The following is an 18,982-nucleotide window of genomic DNA, read 5'->3' as shown; positions in this document are numbered from 1 at the left end:
CGTTGTCGTCGGTTGTCGACGCTCCGCGTCGACGCCCTCCTCCGCCTTGCAGCTGCACGCACCGGACCCCGCTCGGGTAGGCCATGCGGCGCCCGTGATCCCGGCCGGCATGATCCGAGAGAAAGGCCCTGGGCCCTCTCGTTCGGATCATGCCGGATCCGAACGAAAGACCCTGGCCGCGGCCCACCGATCCGCACATCACCCTCGCCCGGCCCCTGCTCCGTGGTCCGCGCACACCAGAGCCCCACACCGACACGGCCCCGCGCGGACGCCGTACCGCGCACCTGGACTCCCGGCCCCCGCCATGACAGCTCGTGCCCCACGAAGCCCCGGCCCGGCGACCCCGCCGAGCCGGGCGACCGGCAGCGGACCGCCCGCCACCAGGGCCTGCTACGCGACGCCAGAGGGCTCGTGCCCCGGTCCGCAGTGCGCTCAGCAGCTTCTCCGTGGACCCTGCCGGTGGCGGCCCGGCGGCGGTGGCCGTTGCCCGGGTGCCGCACCGGATCCAGCAGCGGCCACCTGGGCAACACGCCCGGTGGCAGATCGGCGGGGTGGCACGCACGTGTGACGTCGTCCTCTCTCAGCGTGCCGCGGGGTTGCCCTGGTGGGTGAAGGCCGCCCACAGGTGGATGTCGTGCAGGTCGGCGCGGGCGGCCTCGCGGCGCAGTGGGTCGTCCAGGCCGGGCGGGGGCCGGCGGTCCGGGTCGAGCATCCACAGCTGGGCCGCGCGCAGCGCGTCGGCGGGAGCGACGTCCTCGCTGGTGAGCATGTGGTGGAAGACGGCCATCATCAGTGCGGTCGCGCTGTCGTTGACGGCCCAGCGGGAGCCGACCACGTCGGCCGCTCCCCGGGCGACCAGGGCGGTGGAGAGGGTCAGTGCCTCGTCGTGGTCGCCCGTGCTCAGGTCGGTCTCGCAGGCGCTGAGCACGACCAGCGGCCCGTCCGGGCCGGGTGCCGCGGCCGCGGCGTGGTCCAGGATCCGGGCGACGGTCAGCTCGCCGTCGGCCAGCGACAGCGCCGACCGTGTGGGACTCGGACCGGCCACCCCGTGGCAGGACACGTGCACGACCGCCGCCGGCTGACCGCCACCCGGCAGCACGGCCAGCAGGTCATCGCAGCTACCGGGCGCGTCCGGCACGCCCTCGGCCGCCACGAACTCGCCGTAGCGCCGGGCGTCCGGGTAGCAGGCCGAACGCAGCGCCTCCGTCTCGATCTCGGCCCACACCAGGCTGAGCCGCGGGTCGGTGACCAGTACCCGGCGCCCGGTGACGGGCAGCCTGTCGCGGGTGGCGGCCCGCAGGAACTGTGCCCCGGACGGGGCGTAGCTGAACACCGCGTCCTGGCACGCGTACCGGTGACCTCCCAGCGGGATGTGCTCGCGCGCCGCATGCCAGGGGACGACGCCGAGGGGGCCGCAGGGGATCAGCACGATCCGCGGCGGCCGGCCGAGGGGTTCCAGGGACTCGAGCACCGGCCCTACGGCGGCGGGCCAGGCCCAGTCGCACAGCTCGCCCAGCGCCTTGCGCCATTCCGTCTCGGCGGCCTCCCGCGACGCGCGCGACGCCTTCGGGCCGGCCGCTTCGCGGGAACGGCCGGCGGCGGCGGCGAGGTAACGGTCCAGCTGGTGGCTGCCGGGGGAGAGCAGCAACGGCAGGGTGAGCACGGAGGGCTCGGCGCCGCCGGGGCGCAGGACCAGCGCGCGTCCCGGGATGTGGGGGCAAAAGCCCTCGCCGGGGACCAGGTAGACCAGCGCGTCGGCCCCCGACGCGGCCAGCGCGGCGGTCAGTGCGGCGGCGTCCGGAGTGCCGAGCAACTCGCGCGCGCCCGTGCCGTTTCCCGCCCCCAGTGCGGCGAGCGCCTTGCGTCGCAGACTGCTCGGCAGCTCTGCGCCCGGGGCCGCCACCCCGGCCGCGATTTCCGGCCGCAGCGGATCCCTCGCCGCAACATGCGCTTCGCCCGTGTTCCCAACAGACCGGCCCTCAGCCGGATGCCCTTCGCCCGGGTCCCCCTCGACCCGGTCTCCCTCGCCCGGACCCCGCTGGAGTGGATGCCGCGGTGCCTGCGTCCGCCACCGCTCGGCCAGGTCGGGGTGGCCCCGGTCCGCCAGCAGCCGGGGCACGCCGTGTGCGGCCGCGGCCGTCTGGAGCACCAGGGCGCGGCCCAGTTCCAGCGCCTGCACTGCCTCGGCGGGCCGACGGTCCTCAGCGCATCGCAGGGCCAGCCACAGCCCGTGGCCGGTCGCGGCCCGGGCCACCGACAGGGCGTGCTCGGCGCCGAGCTGAAAAAGGACATCGGCGGCCATCAGCTCCAGTGCCTCGCGGCGGGTGTCCAGGCTCGCCCTCCGGTCCTCACTCGCCCGCGGCCCACCGGTCACCGCGCTCATCCAGTGGGCCGTGGACAGCTCCGTCAGAGCCTCGACGTTCATCGGCAGGCCGTGGCTCCGGGCGGCCAGGGCTCGGACCCGGCTCAGCTCGGCGATGCACGGGTCGAGGAGGCTGAGGTCACCGCGGTGGGTGGTGGCGCGGAGCATGACCCGGCCGAGGGCGAGCCGCAGCCGGGCTTCCTCAAAGGGTGAGGGCCGCGATCGTTCGATCACCCGGTGGACCTCCGTGACGGCGCGGTCGACGACCTCCCGGCGAGGTTCGACCCTGGCCAGTTCGGTCATCACCTGGACCCGCGCAAGGGGGTAGTACGGTGCGAAGAGCGGCGGGATCTCGGCCGGATCGATCTCCACCGCCTCCCGCAGGTACCGGGCGGCGGTGCGGAGGTCGGCCTGGTCCCCGGTGCGGGCGGCGCGTTCGCCGTGGGCCATGCCCAGTGTGCCGGTGACGACGAAGCGTGCGCCCGCCTCGGGCGCGGGCGAGGCGTGACGGTCGCTCAGCGTCTTGATCAGGTCCTCCGTCACGCGGGCCAGCGCGGCCTGGTCCCGGCTGCGGCGGGCCAGCTGGAACCCGGCGACGAGACTGAACAGCGCCTGGATCTCGTCGCGTTCGTCGGCGGCGGACAGACCTTCGGCCATCGACAGGGCGGTGACGCCGTCCTGGAGGCTGCCGCCGAGCGTGGCGGCGGTGGCCACGCGATGGGCGAGGAGGACGGTCAGGCACCGCCGGGCGGCCGCGGCCTTCGCCCCGTCCGCCGGGAGCGCGCCGATCCACTCCCGGAGCCATGCCGCGCTCCGCTCGACGCGCGCGATGTCGCCGTTCGACGCCCACAGGTTGTCGATCGAGACCGACAGGATCAGTTCCAGGCTCAGCTCTCGCCGCCACGCCGACCGTACCGTGGGGTCGGGGTCCGGTCGCATCGCGGCCACGTCCACCTCGGCGAAGTCCAGCGTTTCGGGCATCCGGAGGTTCCCCGCCACCAGCAGGGCGGCGTGGAACTTGGCGAAGCGGATCCGCTCGGGCGCGTCCGCAGGCAGGGCGAGCAACGCCTCTCTGGCCGCCCGAGCGGTGCCGCGTACGTGTCCGGTGAGCGACCGGGGGTCCCGCCCGCCCGATCTGAGAGCGGCGAACAGTTCGCGCAGCGGCGCGAGCTCCGGCTCGTGCAGGCCCAGTTCGTCCAGTTCCCGGCCGGCGTCCGCCATGGAGACCGGGGATTCGTTCACGGTGACGCACAGCCATTCCAGCAGGCGCGCGAAACGCACCGCGTCCCGGCGCGCCCGGTCCACCAGCCTCTGGACGGCGTCGGTCGGCGCCTCCTCGAGGAGCTCCCCGCGCGGCAGCGCACCGGCCGGCCCCGCCGCCTCCGCAGCGTCGCCGCCCTCCTGGGGCGGGGACGGCGAACTCCCCGCGGGCGGACCGGGGAGCGAGGACAGCAGTGTCGCGACGTGCTCCATGACGGGCAGCACACTTTCCCGCATCCGCGGATCCCCGGCGACGACGCGGGCGAGAACGTCCAGGGCCTCGGTCAGCTGCTCCCGCAGCGCTTCGGCCCGGGCCGGCGGCTCCGAGCCGTCGCGCGCCTCCGGGGGGATGCCCGACGGGACGAGCAGTCCGGCGAGATTGCTCCGGGCCATGATGGCGAGCCGGTCGTTCAGCGGCCTGGCACGGTCGGTCCACCGCAGATGGTTCAGGGCGGCCGCCCTCTCCTGCGGATCGGCGGGCGTCCGTCTCCTGAGCCGGGCCCGCATCAGCAGCCCGAGCCAGGGCACCACGGTCGCCCGGGCCGGGTCCTCCGCCGGTAACAGCGCCTCGACGCCGGCCAGGTGCTCGGTCACGAACCGCAGCGCGGCCGACAGCGGATCCTTCTGCGCGCCGGGCCACACCTCGTGCGCCTGGCGAACGGCGACGGCGGCCCAGGACCGGAGTCCCGCGCCGTCTCCGTCGCCGTGATCCCGCCGCATCCCGTCGGCCATGCATCCCCCCGCGACAGGTTAGTGGCCCCGGGCCCGCCCTGCTGCCGCACCGGCGGCGCCGCCCATGATGCGGACGCGTGCGTCCCGGACATCCGTGTGATCTTCTCCTGGACGCGGTCCTGACCGAGGGGGCCGGCGAGGACGCCGCACAGGCGGCGGTGCGGACCGCCGAGCAGCGCGGTCGGCAGCTGGGCGAAGCCGCGCGCAAGGAGACCCGTCCGGGCCGCCTGGGCCCCGAGCGGGGGCTGACCGCGTGCGAGCGGCTGCTGGACGCGTACGGCTATGAACCGGTCCGGGAGGCCCCCACGCAGCTCCGGCTGCGCAACTGTCCGTTCCATCCGCTGGCCGCGAAGGCCCCCGGCCTGGTGTGCGGCATGAACCAGGCCTTCCTCAGCGGCTACCTCACCGGCCTCGAGGTCCGTGGGGTCCGGGCCGTTCTGGCTCCCGAGCCGGGGGAATGCTGCGTGCGGCTGTGCCCGGCAGACACCGGTCGCGAAGACCGGACGGCCCAGGATCACTGACGCGGGACCGGCCGTCCGCCCGCGCCACCTCGCCGCTCGCGTCACGGCTCGCGGACGCTCGGCGCCGCGGGGCCGCCCCGTGGGCACATCGGCGTCCCCGCGGACGGTGGTCATATCGGCGTGCGGTGGAGCTTCACGGGATCAGCGGGGTGACGGAGCGGGCGTGCTGCCACATGCCGTGGAGCTGCTCGAAGGGGCGCTGTTGTTCGCCGTGCAGGGCGTTGAGCACCACGAGGCTTCCGGTGAGGACCGGCACCGCCCACTGGACCCAGGCGAGGTGCCGTAGGGCCTTCTCCGTGTCGATGGGGTGCTGGGCGGCCTTCTCCGCGTCCTGCGGGTCGGAGGAGGCGGCCAGCTCGATCTTCTTGCCGAGGACGCGCGCGTAGGCGGTCGCGGCCAGCGCCGCCGCGGTGACGACCGTCTTGGCGGTGGTGGAGGCGGCCACGCCCTTCTGCGTGCTGACCCGGTGGGCGTTCACGGCGAGCAGTCCGCCGCCGCCCCAGAGGTGGGCGCCGATGGCCGCGGCGTTGACCGGTGTCCACTTCGCCCAACCCGAAGAGGAGATCCGTGCCGACTCCGTGTCTGTGCTGCCCTCGTCCCTGGCGGCCCCGTTGAGGCCGACCGCGCCCATGAGTGAGCCGCCGAACCACGCTGCCAGTCCCACGTCGTGCAGGCTGCGGACAAGGGTGTTGCGTCCGGACATGACTGTGCTCCTTCGTGCAGAGGCGAGTGGTGAGCCGACATGAGGTCGGGCGTGACTCCACCCTCGCCGCAGCCCGTTCCCCCCGCCATCACTGCTGACCCAGACGGGCCTGCGGCCGGGGCGGGAGGGCGCCGGCGCGGACGCGGGCGGGGGAGGACCTCCACACACGACAGAGCAGGATATAAGAGCTGATGAGCCGATCCATGTGTCATTTTCCGCTGACCAGTTACTCGTGGAGGAGAGGAACGGCCGATCGAGGCCCGTGGAGGTGGCGTCCCGCCACCCCGGTGAGGGGCCTCCCGGAGCTGACACAGAACAGCACTGCGGTGCCGAGGAGAGTGACTGATGAGCGAGTCCGTGCAGGAAGGTGCCGGAAGGCTGCGGCAGACCGGTGAGACAGCCAGAACAGAGGCGTCCGCCACGGCCGATCAGGCCAGGCAGGCCGCGGGGCAGGTGGCGGAGACCGCCGCGGAGCAGGCCAGGGCCGTGGCCGGCCAGGCGCGGCAGCAGGCCGGTACGGTCATCGACGAGCTGCGGAGCCGCGCGATGAACGAGGCCGCCGAGCAGGCGCGGCGCGCGACGGACACGTTGCGCCACTGGTCGGACGACGTGGCGGGACTGGCCGACAACGCCCCGGGCGACTCGCCCGCCCGCGGCCTCGCCACGCAGGTGGCCGACAGGGGCCACCGGGTCGCCGACTACATACAGGAACAGGGCATTGACGGCCTGGTCACCGACCTGCGCCAGTTCGCCCGCAGGCGCCCGGGAGCCTTCCTTGGGGGCGCGCTGCTGGCGGGAGTGGCGGTCGGCCGCCTGGCCAGGGCGGCGGGCAGCGCCAAGCAGTCCCCGCAGCCCGGGCAGCACCCCGGTGGTGCCCCGCGATTCGACGCGGGCGGCGGGCCGGCCACGCCGACGCTCCCGGCCGGCCCCGTTCCGGACACCCCGCCGATGCCGCCGTCACCCCCGGTCGTGCCGGCGGCGACCGAGCCGTCCGGCACACCGCAGGCTCCGCCGGTGCCGGTGGATCCGCCGCACCCCGGCGCGCCGGCCCGACCCTACCCGGAGGTGTGAGGTGTCACCGGTCCCTCCGACGCCCGCGGAGCACGGGCGGGAAAGGTCGGTCGGTGAACTGCTGGCGGTGGTGACGTCCGACGTCCAGACCCTGTTCCGGCAGGAGATCGAGCTGGCCAAGACGGAGGTGCGGCAGGAGGCGGCCAAGGCGGGCAAGGCGGCGGGCATGTACGGCGGCGCCGGGTTCGGCGGCTACATGGTGCTGCTGTTCCTGTCACTGGCCGCCGTCCTCGGCCTGGCCAACGTGATGGACGGCGGCTGGGCCGCCCTGATCGTCGCCGCCGTGTGGGCCGTCGTCGCGGCCGTGCTCTACCAGCGGGGCCGCACGCAGATGCGCGCCGTCGAGCCCAAGCCCGAGCGAACCGTCGAATCGTTGAAGGAGGATGCGGAATGGGCACGTCACCCGACCAGATAAGGGCCGAGATCGATGCGACCCGGGACCAGTTGTCCGCGGACGTGAACCAGCTCGCGGACCGGACCAGCCCGCGCCGTGTGGCACGCCGCCAGACCGAGCGCGCCCGGGGCAGGCTCACGGGACTGCGCGACCGCGTCATGGGCACCGCCTCGCAGACCGCCCACGGGGTGACGAGCGGTGCGCAGTCGGCGGCCGGCTCCTTGCAGGAGGGTGCCGGACAGGCGACGGACTCGGTGCGTGAGACCGTGGGCCAGGTCGGCGACGCGGTCGGCCGGGCCCCCGACGAGGTGGTGCGCCGGACGCAGGGAAGTCCGTTGGCCGCCGGGCTGATCGCCTTCGGTGCCGGTGTGCTGCTGTCGTCACTGCTGCCGGCCTCGCAGGCCGAGGAACGGGCGGCCTCCGGGCTGCTGGAGAGCGGTGGTGAGGCGCTGGAGCCGTTGAAGCAGGCCGCTCTCGAGTCCGTGCAGCATGTGCAGGAAGACGCCAAGGAGGTCGCACAGCGGGCCGCCGGAGAGGTCAGGGACACTGCCGTCGACGCCGCGCGCGCGACCCAGGAGGAGGCACGCGGCCAGGGCGAGCACCTGACGGCCCAGGCACGGGAGTCGGGGCAGCAGGTCGCCGGCGAGGCCCGGGGGCGGTCGAGCGGCTGACGGCCCCCTCGGCGTCGCCGCGTTCCCGGAGAACGCCCACCCGGGCACCGGACCGCTCGGCTCCGGTGCCCGGGCGGACGCGCGACAGGACGTTCACACAGCACTCCCGCAAAGCGCGGGCCGGACACGTGATTTGACCCTCGGTCAGAGGACCCGTGGCCCCGGCAGGCAGGGACAACAGGCCATGAAGCACCTCGGCGGACGCCGGTAAACACCAAGATTTGGTCAAGTTGCGGCGGGGACTCGTGGGTCGGCTCGTCACCGAGCCCTGCGGACGAGCTTCGTGGATTTATGCGGTCTGCCGCAGTCGAGTGTGTCGACAGCGCTACACAGTGTGACGGCATATTGTGACACATTAAACGTTTCTTTTAAAACGGATATGTCATGAGAAGAGCGTCCATTTATATAAGACTGTAGTAGCTTCCTACAAGTGAGGTGGTCGTGCGGACACTCGCTTTCGTATGATCGTTTGTATAACGTGCACTCGTTCCTGTTGATCGGACACCGATCGCTCTGTACGTGCGCGGCTGGCTCGGCCGTGGCCTCTCGGCGGGCGGGGCGTCCGCAGTGCGCCGCAAAATCGGAAAGTGATGACAGAGATATTTCACGGGGCGTCAGGGGTTCGCGCTGCCCACGCTTCCACGGATGTTCGCTCAATAGCTTCCCCGTCGGACTACATTCCGGACGGGATCTACCTCGATCTTTCGCAGGCCCTCGGGCGTCCCGTGCATCTGAAGTGCGAGGGCCTCAACCTCGCCGGGTCCGTGAAAATCAAGGCTGCGGCCGAAATGGTTGACTCCGCGGAGCGGTCGGGGCTTCTGCAGCCGGGCGGGCGTATGGTCGAGTCGTCCTCGGGAAGCCTCGGCGTGGCGCTCGCCATGATCGCTGCCGATCGTGGGTACGGCTTCATCTGCGTCACCGACAATCGCTGCAATGAACGCAACCTGCGTCTCATGCGTGTGTACGGGGCTGACGTCGTCGTCATCGAGGAGCCGGATCCCGTCGAGGGGCTGCTCGGTGCCCGCATCCGGCATGTCGCCGACCTCTGCGCACGTGAACCGGACGTGCTCTGGCTCAACCAGTACGCCAACGACAGCAATTGGCTCGCCCACTACAAGACCACCGGTCCGTCGATCGCGAACGCTCACCCCGACGCGGAAATGGTGTTCATCGGAGCGGGCACCACCGGCACGCTCACGGGGTGCGCGCGCTATCTCAAGCAGGTGGGACACCCGGCCAAGATCGTCGCCATCGACAGTGTCGGTTCCGTGACCTTCGGCGATCCGCCCGGACCGAGGCATATACCGGGGATCGGGACAGGCCGGCGCCCGGAGATCGTCGACGAAAGTGTCATCGACGAGATCATCATGGTTCCGGAAGCGGACACGATCCGTATGTGCCGGGCCATGGCCGGACGAGGTTATCTCTTCGGCGGATCCACGGGAACCGTCCTCGCGGGAATGATGCACCGGATATCCGGGGAACGGGCCGACATGCCGGTCGTCGCGATCTCCCCGGATCTCGGTGAACGCTATCTGGACTCCATTTACGACGACGAATGGGTCAAGGACCGGTTCGATCTGGGTGGCGGCACAGGACGGATAACTCGACGCCGTCCGGCGGTACCGGCGGTAGACAACCAGGTGGGTATCTGATGACCGAGCAGCACAATCTCATCGGGCTGTTCGAGGAGCAGGCACAGCAGTCGCCGGACAGAACAGCGGTCGTCTTCGGTGACTACCGGCTGACCTACCGGGAACTGCGCGAAGAGGCCCATCGCGTGGCCGGACGTCTGCGCGGACTCGGAGTCGGCCGCGAGACACTCGTCGCCATGGCGTTTCCCCGGTCCGCGGACGCCGTGGTCTGCATGCTGGGGATCGTCCTGGCCGGCGGGGCCTACCTCCCCGTCAATCCGGACTTCCCCGCCGAGCGGCTCAACCGCGTACTCAGCGACGCGCGTACGCCCTTGGTGGTGTGCGCGCCCGAAGCCGGCGAGGCGGTGCGCCAGGCACTTCCGGAAGGCACCACCCTCCGTACGCTCCCCGACCTGCTCGCCGATGACGCCGTGCCGGCAGGCGACGAACCGCCCCGGGTCGCGGCGGACGCGCTCGCCTACGTGATGTACACGTCCGGCAGCACCGGGCGCCCCAAGGGCGTCATGGTGGAACACCGGGGCGTGGTGCGCCTCGTCAAGGACACGGACTACTTCGCGTTCTCCCAGGACGAGCGTTTCCTGCTGACCGGAGCCCTCGAGTTCGACGCCTCGACCTTCGAGATCTGGGGCGCGCTCCTGAACGGGGCCGTCCTGCACATCGTCGACCAGGAGACGCTGGTCGTCCCGCAGCGTCTGAAGAGGGCGCTGCGGGAGGCGGGGACCACCGTGCTGTGGCTGACCGCACCGCTGTTCCATCAGCTCGTCGACGAGGACGTGTCGCTGTTCGAGGGCCTCGGTACGCTCCTCGTGGGCGGCGACACCCTCTCCTGTCCCCACGTGAACCGGGTGCTCGACGCCTGCCCTGATCTGCGGGTGCTCAACTGTTACGGCCCCACCGAGAACACCACCTTCACGACCGTCTTCCCCGTCGACCGCCGCTACGAGTCGGCCATTCCCATCGGCCGCCCGGTCACCGGGACCACCACCCGCGTTCTCGACAGCGACCTGCGGCCGGTGCCGACGGGACAGATCGGCGAACTGTTCACCGGGGGCCTGGGGCTGGCGCGCGGCTACCTGCACAACCCCGATGCCACGGCGAAAGGTTTCCGCACGCTCGACGGCGAGCGCTACTACCGCACCGGCGATCTGGTCAGCGCCGACTCCACGGGCGTGCTGTACTTCCACGGCCGCACCGACGACCAGGTGAAGATCCGTGGCCACCGGGTCGAGGTCAAGGAGGTCACCAGCGCCCTCCTGGACGTACCGGGCGTGCGTGACGCTCACACCGTCGTCCATGGGACCGGTACCGGCAAGCGGTTGATCGGCTACGCCGTCACGGATGCCGCAGGCGACGAGGACGGTGTGCTGAGCGAGCTGAGGCGACGCCTGCCCGCCTACATGTGTCCGGACCGGATCGTGCGCGTACCCCGGCTGCCGCTCAACGCCAACGGCAAGGTCGACGCCGCCCGGCTTCCCCTCCCGGCCGTCTCCGTCCGCCCCCGTTCCGGGCAGCTGAGCCCCGAGGAGGAGAAGCTGGCCGGCCTCTGGGCGGAGGTGCTGCACACCGAGCCCGAACTGATCGGCCCCGACAGCGACTTCTTCGAGCTCGGCGGCACGTCCATCACCGCCGGAGTCCTCATCGGAAGGATCGGGCGCGTCCTGGGCGGGGCCCTGAGTTTCCAGGACCTGTTCGCCACGCGCACGCTGCGCGGCATGGCTCGCGCCATGACAGACGGCGGAGCTCAGGACTTCGCCCCCATCGCCGACGTACCGGCCGATGGTGACGTGCCCCTGCATCCGCAACAGCGGGGCCTCTACGCCCTGTGGCAGGTCGACGAGGAGTCGCTCGCGTACAACATCCCGGCACGACTGGATGTGAGCGGGCACCTGGACCCCGAGCGGCTGCGGACCGCCCTGCGCGCTCTGACCCAACGGCACGGTGCCTTGCGCACACGGTTCGTCACCGAGCTGGACGTCCACGGCGTCCCGCAGGTGCGGCAGGACGTCCAGAGCGCGGTGGACGTGCCGCTCGACGTCCTGCCCACGGCGGAGGCTCCCACGGACGACGACGTCGTCGCCCGCTTCGTCCGTCCCTTCGACCTCAGGACGGGCCCGTTGGTACGCGCCCTGCTCCTCCAGGGGGAGGGGTGCGACGACCGCCTCTACCTGGACGTTCACCACATCGTCTTCGACGGCGTGTCGCTCGCCCTCCTGGTCGACGAGCTCTTCGACCTCTACGTCGGCACCCCGCCCGAGGAACCGGCGACCGCCTACGCCGCGGCCGGCCAGTGGCTCGCCCGGGAACTGGAGGAAGGCCGGTTCGCGCAGGACGGTGCGTACTGGCTGGACAGGTTGCGGGACGCCCCACCGCCGCTGGACCTGCCGACGGACCACCCCCGCCCCGCCATCCGCAGCTCTCGGGGCGACGTGGTACGACGCGACCTGGGGACGGTGTGCCAGGACGCCGTCCGCCGGTGCGCCGCCGCTCACTCGGTCACCGACTTCTCCGTCCTGCTGATCGCCTACGCCGCCGTGCTGGCCCGTCTCAGCGGGCAGCGCGACCTTGTCGTCGGCTGCCCGATGAGCGGACGGGTGCATCCCGATGTGGACCGTGTGATCGGCATGTTCGTCAACACGGTTCCGCTGCGCCTGCGCATCGAGGACGCCACCACGCTGGGCGAGCTGCTGGCCCAGGCCGGCCGGGAACACCGCGGCGCACTCACGCACCAGGCATACCCGTTCGAGCGGCTGGTCGAGAAGGTGGCGTCCCACCGGGATCTGAGCCGCAACGCGCTGTTCGACGCCTTCTTCGCGCTGCAGAACATCGACTTCCACGCCTTCCGCAAGCACGGGCGCCGCGTCACGGTGTCGCTGCTGCACCCGGGCACCAGCCGATTCGACCTCAACCTCCAGGCTTACCAGCGCCCTGACGGTCTGCGTCTCGAACTCGAGTACTCCACCGCTCTGTTCACGCGGCAGTCCGCGCAATCACTGCTGGAACAGGTCGTGGCCGTCCTCGACGAGGTGCTGCACTCTCCCGGCCTGCCCGTCTTCCCGCCGACGCCCACGACGGCCGCGCCCACCGCACCCGCCGCCGACTTCGCATTCTAGGAACCGCTCCATGAGTAACGTCATCGCACTTCAGCAGGCGCTGCGCGCCCACCCCGAGCAGGCCGAGTACTGGCGGGAACAACGACACGCGTGGACCGAGCCGACCGTTCTGGTCCGGGACCACCTGCGCGGACATCCCGGTGGAAGCCATCACGCGCGGGCCGGGATCCCCGCCGCGGCGGTCACGGCAGCCGGCAAGCTCACCGGCGACGACCCGATGCTGCGGCGTGTGCTGGCCGGTGCGGTTCTCGCGCTGCTGGCCGCCCGGGCCACCGACCGGCAGGACGTCACCGTCTTCCTTCCGGCCGCCGACACGGCCGTACCGCTCCCGGTCCCGGTCCCGGCCGACCAGACCGGTCGCGACCTCCTCACCTCGGTGCGGGCGCGCTACCTGAAGGCGGCCGAGCACCTCGACATCCCCGTTCAGGCACTCCTGCGGCACGAGGAGGAACAGCCCAGCGACCTGATGCTGACGCTGGACTCCCAGCTCACGCCGGACCACGCCGAACAGGCCGGCTGTCCGCTCCTGTTCGACGTACAGGCCGACGCCGTCGTCGTCCGCTTCGACCCCCGGCTGTTCAGCGCCACCACCGCACAGCGACTCGCCGACGCGTACGCCGAGCTGTTCGCCGCGCTGCTGGCCGATCCCGGAGCACCACTGGCGGCACGCCTCGCCGCCAACGAGGCCGAGATCGCCACGATCACCGCCGAGTTCAACGACACCGACGCGCCGTTCCCCGAGACCCGCACGCTGCACAGCTTCCTGGAGGAGCGGGCGGCGGACACCCCGGACGCGACCGCCGTCGCCGACGACGGCATGACCTACGGCGAGTTGAACGCGACCGCCAACCGCCTTGCCCGGGTGCTGCGCGCTCGCGGCGTCCAGGCCGGCACCGTGGTGGGCGTGTGCGTGCCACGCTCGCCCCACATGCTGGTGGCGATCTACGCCGTCCTCAAGGCGGGTGGTGCCTATCTGCCGGTCGATCCCGCCCTGCCTCGCAACCGCATCGACTACATCCTCGACCACAGCCGGACCGACCTCGTCGTGACCACGGACGAGACCCGGGAGGTCGTCGCCGGCCGTCGCTCGGTCGATGTGGCGGCCGCGTACCACGACGACACCGACCCGGGTGACCCGGAGCCGCTCAGCGGGCCCGACGACCTCGCGTACGTCATCTACACCTCCGGTTCCACGGGCAAGCCCAAGGGCGTCATGGTCGAACACCGCGCCATCGTGAACCGCCTGTGGTGGATGCAGCGGGCCTACCCCCTGGGCAGCGACGACGTCATCCTGCACAAGACGCCCTTCACCTTCGATGTCTCGGTGTGGGAGATCTTCTGGTGGTCCATCGCGGGGGCGTCCGTGGTCACGCTGCCCAACGGCGAGGAGAAGAACCCGGAGCGGATCGTGGAGCGCGTCGCCGCCGCCGGCGTCACCACGCTGCACTTCGTGCCCCCCATGCTCAACGCGTTCCTCCAGTACGTCTCGGCGACCGGCACCGAGGGCCAGCTGGGCACCGTGCGCAGGGTCTTCGCCAGCGGTGAGGCACTCGCCGTCGCGCATGCCGAGTCGTTCCAGGAGGTCATCGGCAGCCATGCGCGGCTGGTGAACCTGTACGGCCCCACCGAGGCCGCCGTCGATGTCACCTGCCAGCCGTGCGACACGGTGGACAGCACCCGCTCGATCCCCATCGGGCGCCCCATCGACAACATCCGCCTCTACATCCGTACGAGCACCGGGGCACTCGCCCCGGTGGGAACGCCGGGCGAGCTGTGCATCGCCGGAGTGGGCCTGGCGCGTGGCTACCTCAACGCACCCGAGCTGACCACGGACCGCTTCCTGCCCGACCCGTTCGGGCCGGCCGGCCGCATCTACCGCACGGGCGACCTGGCACGTTGGCTCCCCGACGGGACGATCGAGTACCTGGGCCGCATCGACACCCAGGTCAAGGTGCGCGGATACCGCATCGAGCTGGGCGAGATCGAGCATGTGGCGGGCACCTGCCCCGGCGTCACCGACTGCGCCGTGACCGCCGTGGCGGACACCTCCGGGGACAAGGCCCTGGTCGCCTACGTGGTCGCCGGAGCCGGTTTCGACACCGACGCGCTGCACCGGCACCTCGCGGCGGAACTGCCGTCCTACATGGTTCCGCAGTACATCGTCGAGGTCGACGGCATCCCGACCAACCACAACGGCAAGCGTGACCTCAAGGCGCTGCCGCGGCCCGCGGTCACGGGCACCGGCCCGGCCGGCGCGGCTCCCGTCGTGGCGCCGCGCACTTCCACGGAGCAGACGCTCGCCGCCATCTGGGCCGATGTGCTCGGCGTGGAGACGGTCGGTGTCCACGACAACTTCTTCGCGCTCGGCGGCGACTCGATCAAGTTCATCACCGTCCTGGCCCGCGCTCGCGCCGCGGGTCTGCGGTTCTCCTTCCAGGCGCTCTTCGCCCATCCGACGGTGGGCGAACTCGCCGGCGTGGTCGAAACCGGGGAGCCCACCGGGGCGGGGACCGACGCCCCGGCTCCCGTCGAACCGTTCGCGCTGCTCGACGAGGCCGACCGCGCAGTCCTGCCGCAGCACGCCGTCGACGCCTACCCGATGTCCCAGCTCCAGATCGGCCTGATCTACGAGGCGACGCGAAGCGATGTCGAGGGCCTCTACCACGACATCCTGAGCTACCGCATCGGCGAGCGCGTCGACGTCAGCCTGTTCGAGCGGGCCGTCGCGCACGTCGCTCGGCGCCACACGGTCTTCCGTACGTCGTTCCACCTGCACGGGTTCAGCGAACCGATCCAGGTGGTGCACGCCGAGGCACCCTCCCCGCTGGTCGTCCACGACCTGCGCGGGCTCCCCGCTCCCGAACAGAAAGCCGCTCTGGAGGCCTTCTCACAGCAGGAACTGCGCGCCGGCTTCGTCTACGGAACCGCCGACCTGGTCCGCGTCCACCTGCACCTGCTGGGACCCGAGGAGTTCCAGTACTCGCTCAGCTATCACGACGCCGCCCTCGACGGCTGGAGCGTCAACACCATCCACCGCGACATCTTCACCGCCTACTTCGCCCTGCTCGACGGCCGTGAGCCCGAGGTGCGAACGTACGACGTGGCCTACCGGGATTTCATCGCCCTGGAGCGGCAGGCGCTGGACTCCGGTGAGCAGCGCGCCTTCTGGCTGGACCTGATGGACGAGGCGCAGGGCACGCAGTTGCCGCGTCACCGGGCCGAGACCGGGACGGACGAGGACCTCCCCGAGGTGGTCATCCACGACGTCGACCTGCCCGAGGGACTGTCCGCCCGGCTGATCGAGCGCGCGCGTCAGCTGCGGATCCCGATCAAGTCGCTTCTGCTCGCGGCCCATACCGTGGTGCTCGCCTTCGTGGCGGGCACGAACGACGTACTGACCGGTTACGAGCACTCGGGACGCCCCGAGGCGGAGGGCGGCGAGACCGTCCCCGGCCTGTTCCTCAACACCGTTCCGTTCCGGCTGCGGCTGCCGGAGGACGGCACCTGGGCCGATCTGGCGCGCTCGGTGTACGAGGCGGAGAGCGACATGCTGCCGAACCGCCGCTTCCCCATGGCGGAGATCAAGCGCGCGGTCGGCAGCCGCGACATTCTCTTCGAGACGGTCTTCAACTTCACCCACTTCCACGTCCTGAAGAGCCTGGGGGAGCGGGACGGTTTCGCCCTGGTCCGTTCGGTCGTCAACGCGCAGACGGAATTCCCCTTCCGCGCGGAGTTCTCCCAGGACGCGGTCTCCGACGAGGTGCTGCTCAGCATCCACTACCACCCGGACGTCTTCGACGCGGCCAAGATGGTCCGCATGGGGACCTACTACACGCAGGCCCTCACCCTGCTGGCGACCGATCCCGAACGGCCGCTGCACCTGCCCTCGTTGATGGGCCACCGGGAACAGGCCGCGTTGCGGGAGTTCAGCGGCGGGCCCCGCGTGGCACTGCCCGACGGCACCTTCGTCGACGCGTTCGCCGCGTCGGCTCGGCGCCATCCCGACGCGGTCGCCGTGCGGCACGGCGAACAGAGTCTGACGTACGCCGAACTGGACGCGGAGTCCGACCGCTTCAGCGCCTTCCTCGCCGGTCAGGGTGTGCGCGCCGGCGACGTGGTGGCGACCATGCTGTCGCGTGGCACGGCCTGGGCGGTGACCGTCCTCGCCCTGCTGAAGTGCGGCGCCGTGTACCTCCCGCAGGACCGTGCCTACCCGGCCGACCGCATCGCCTCCGTGCTCCGCCGCAGCGGCTGCCGCCATGTCGTCGCGGCCGACGAGGACGCCGCCCGTCTCCAGAGCCTGCTGGACGAGCGACTCGACGGCATCGACGTCCTCGCCTACGAGCGGGCGGCCTCGGTCGCTCCGGCCGCGCCCGCCACCCGGCCCGGTGCGGACGACGTCGCGTACATCATCTTCACCTCCGGCTCCACCGGTGAGCCCAAGGGCGCGACGATCCGCCACTCGGGCATGCTGAACCACCTGCTGGCCAAGGAGATCGACCTCAAGCTCACCGCGGCCGACCGGGTGGCGCAGATCGCCACGCAGTGCTTCGACATCTCGGTCTGGCAGTTGCTCGTCGCCTGGATGTGCGGCGGCAGCACCGTGATCTACGGGCAGGACGAGATCGTCGAGGCCGGTGCGTTCCTCACCGCCCTGCGCGACGACCGCATCACGATCCTCGAAGTCGTGCCCTCCTACCTGGACGCACTGCTCACCGAGGTCGAACGGCGCCCGGCCGGACTGCCCGACCTGCGGTTCAACATGGTCACGGGCGAACCTCTGCCGCCCGCCCTGACGCGCCGCTGGTTCACCCACTACGACGTCCCGCTCGTCAATGCCTACGGCCCCACCGAGGCGTCCGACGACGTCACGCACCACGTCATCGAGCACCCGGTGGAAGACACCAGGACGCCCGTCGGACGGCCTGTCATCAACACGGGTATCCACGTCGTCGGCCCCGACGACTCGCTGCGCCCGATAGGCAGTTACGGGGAGATCTGCGTGACCGGCGCGGGGGTGGGACTCGGCTACATCAACGACGAGGAGCGCACCGCCGCGGTCTTCGTCCCCAACACCCTCGACGACCGGTCGGAGATCATGTACCGCACCGGCGACGTGGGGCGCTGGTTGCCGGACGGCAGCCTGGACTGCGCGGGCCGCGTCGACCACCAGGTGAAGGTACGAGGCCACCGCATCGAGCTGTCCGAGATCGACAGCGTGCTCGAACGGCTGCCGGGAGTGTCCGGCGCCGTCACACTGGCCCGCGAACTGCGCGGTGAGAAAAGACTCGTGGCCTTCTACTGCGGCACGGCGGAGCCCGATCCGTCCGCGTTCCACAGCCGGCTGTCGGCCTCGTTGCCCGCCTACATGCACCCCGAGATCCTGGTGCGCCTGACGGAGTTCCCGCTCACCGGAAACGGCAAGGTCGACCGCAAGGCCCTGGCCCGCCATGAGCTGGCCGCCGCCGACCGCACCGACGTGGTGCCGCCGGCCGACGAACACGAGCGGCTGGTGCGGGACGTGTTCGCCGGGGTGTTGGGCCAGGATCCGGAGACCGTCGGTGTCACGGACAACTTCTTCGAGATCGGCGGCCACTCGCTGGCCGCCATGAAGGTCGCGGCAGCCTCCGAGGGCCGCATCTCGCTGCGGGATCTGCTGGCCCACCCCACGGCACGGCTGCTGGCTCGGCGGCTCGTGAAGCAGGAGGCCGGCACCCGGCGTGACCTGCTGGTCGACCTCACCGCGGCCGCGGGCGGCGAGTGTGCCCGGCCGCGAGCGACCGTGGTGTGCGTGCCCTTCGCGGGTGGCAGCGCGGTCAGCTACGTCACCCTCGCCGGGCACCTCGCCCGGACCGGGGCTCCGGTCCGGGTACTCGGAGTGGAGCTGCCCGCCCGCACCCGTGACGACAGCCTCGCGCCCGTCCCGGTGGAACAGCTCGCACAGCAGCTCGCCGAGGAGATCCAGCGCTCGGCCGACTCTCCCGTCATGCTCCTGGGCCACTGCGCCGGCTCGGCCTTCGGCCTGGCCACCGTGCCTCGGCTCCGCGAGCGCGGAGTGGACGTGCGCGGACTGCTCGTGATCGCCAAGCTGCTGAAGTCCGTGGACCCGGCCGCCCATGCCTCTAACGAGGTGGTCGACATGTCGGACGAGGAGATCCTGGACTGGCTCGTCGACAACACCGGCCTGGAGGACATCGCCGACCTGGGCGTCAGGGAACGCACGGACCTGGCCCGCGCCTTCCAGTACGACACGTCCCAGGCGACGCGCGCCTTCCACCAGGCCCTGTCCACGCTGCCCGCCAGCCGCCTGGACTGCCCGCTCACCGTCCTGCTGGCCGAGGACGACCCTCTCGCCCAGGGCCACGAGGAGACGGCACGCAACTGGGAACTGTTCAGCGACACCGTACGCCTCGAGGTGAGCGCCGACGGCGGCCACTACCTCAATGCCACGCGCCCCGAGGGCATCGCCGCCGTCCTGCGTGCCGACCTGGGAGTGTGACGTC

The 18,982-nt window shown here is 71.5% G+C and carries 9 protein-coding genes; 7 read left to right on the top strand and 2 right to left on the bottom strand.

What is annotated here, in order from left to right; genetic code table 11:
- Positions 1-580: 580 nt before the first annotated feature.
- Complete coding sequence (locus ACF1BE_RS22790; RefSeq protein ID WP_392200834.1) at positions 581-4,354, bottom strand: CHAT domain-containing protein; 3,774 nt, start codon at positions 4,352-4,354, stop codon at positions 581-583.
- Positions 4,355-4,431: 77 nt separating this feature from the next.
- Between ACF1BE_RS22790 and ACF1BE_RS22785 the strand changes: the two genes are divergently transcribed.
- Positions 4,432-4,875, top strand: a complete 444-nt coding sequence (locus tag ACF1BE_RS22785; protein ID WP_392200833.1) for a hypothetical protein — start codon at positions 4,432-4,434, stop codon at positions 4,873-4,875.
- Positions 4,876-5,008: 133 nt separating this feature from the next.
- On the opposite strand, the gene ACF1BE_RS22780 is transcribed toward ACF1BE_RS22785, so the two are convergent.
- The gene (locus ACF1BE_RS22780) at positions 5,009-5,578 is read right to left on the bottom strand and encodes a hypothetical protein (RefSeq protein WP_392200832.1); all 570 of its coding nucleotides are present in this window, start codon (positions 5,576-5,578) and stop codon (positions 5,009-5,011) included.
- A 345-nt stretch (positions 5,579-5,923) separates the two neighbouring features.
- On the opposite strand from ACF1BE_RS22780, the gene ACF1BE_RS22775 reads away from it, so the two are divergent.
- From ACF1BE_RS22775 to ACF1BE_RS22750, 6 genes are all read left to right on the top strand, one after another.
- On the top strand, positions 5,924-6,649 hold the full coding sequence (locus ACF1BE_RS22775; RefSeq protein ID WP_392200831.1) for a hypothetical protein: 726 nt from the start codon (positions 5,924-5,926) through the stop codon (positions 6,647-6,649).
- A gap of 1 nt (position 6,650) precedes the next feature.
- Positions 6,651-7,064: a phage holin family protein gene (locus ACF1BE_RS22770; protein WP_392200830.1), complete on the top strand. Its 414-nt coding sequence runs from the start codon at positions 6,651-6,653 to the stop codon at positions 7,062-7,064.
- The gene (locus ACF1BE_RS22765) at positions 7,040-7,714 is read left to right on the top strand and encodes a DUF3618 domain-containing protein (RefSeq protein ID WP_392200829.1); all 675 of its coding nucleotides are present in this window, start codon (positions 7,040-7,042) and stop codon (positions 7,712-7,714) included. The genes ACF1BE_RS22770 and ACF1BE_RS22765 overlap by 25 nt, the downstream gene beginning before the upstream one ends.
- A gap of 590 nt (positions 7,715-8,304) precedes the next feature.
- Entirely contained in the window at positions 8,305-9,369 is a 1,065-nt protein-coding gene (sbnA, locus tag ACF1BE_RS22760) for a 2,3-diaminopropionate biosynthesis protein SbnA (protein WP_392200847.1), read from the top strand.
- Complete coding sequence (locus ACF1BE_RS22755) at positions 9,369-12,479, top strand: amino acid adenylation domain-containing protein (RefSeq protein ID WP_392200828.1); 3,111 nt, start codon at positions 9,369-9,371, stop codon at positions 12,477-12,479. Before sbnA ends, ACF1BE_RS22755 begins: the two co-directional genes overlap by 1 nt.
- A 10-nt stretch (positions 12,480-12,489) precedes the next feature.
- Positions 12,490-18,978, top strand: coding sequence for an amino acid adenylation domain-containing protein (locus ACF1BE_RS22750; protein ID WP_392200827.1), 6,489 nt, complete (start codon positions 12,490-12,492; stop codon positions 18,976-18,978).
- Positions 18,979-18,982 lie beyond the last annotated feature (4 nt).

This window comes from Streptomyces sp. NPDC014991 (assembly GCF_043080665.1).
In the GTDB taxonomy this organism is placed as follows: Bacteria; Actinomycetota; Actinomycetes; order Streptomycetales; family Streptomycetaceae; genus Streptomyces.
The sequence above is the reverse complement of the archived record's forward strand: the minus strand, read 5'-3'. Positions and strand labels throughout refer to the sequence as shown.

Excerpts from the sequence above, each read along its gene's own strand:
- ACF1BE_RS22790 (WP_392200834.1), bottom strand. The coding sequence starts at position 4,354 with ATGGCCGACGGGATGCGGCGGGATCACGGCGACGGAGACGGCGCGGGA.
- ACF1BE_RS22780 (WP_392200832.1), bottom strand. The coding sequence starts at position 5,578 with ATGTCCGGACGCAACACCCTTGTCCGCAGCCTGCACGACGTGGGACTG.
- ACF1BE_RS22775 (WP_392200831.1), top strand. The coding sequence starts at position 5,924 with ATGAGCGAGTCCGTGCAGGAAGGTGCCGGAAGGCTGCGGCAGACCGGT.
- ACF1BE_RS22765 (WP_392200829.1), top strand. The coding sequence starts at position 7,040 with ATGGGCACGTCACCCGACCAGATAAGGGCCGAGATCGATGCGACCCGG.
- sbnA (WP_392200847.1), top strand. The coding sequence starts at position 8,305 with ATGACAGAGATATTTCACGGGGCGTCAGGGGTTCGCGCTGCCCACGCT.
- ACF1BE_RS22755 (WP_392200828.1), top strand. The coding sequence starts at position 9,369 with ATGACCGAGCAGCACAATCTCATCGGGCTGTTCGAGGAGCAGGCACAG.
- ACF1BE_RS22750 (WP_392200827.1), top strand. The coding sequence starts at position 12,490 with ATGAGTAACGTCATCGCACTTCAGCAGGCGCTGCGCGCCCACCCCGAG.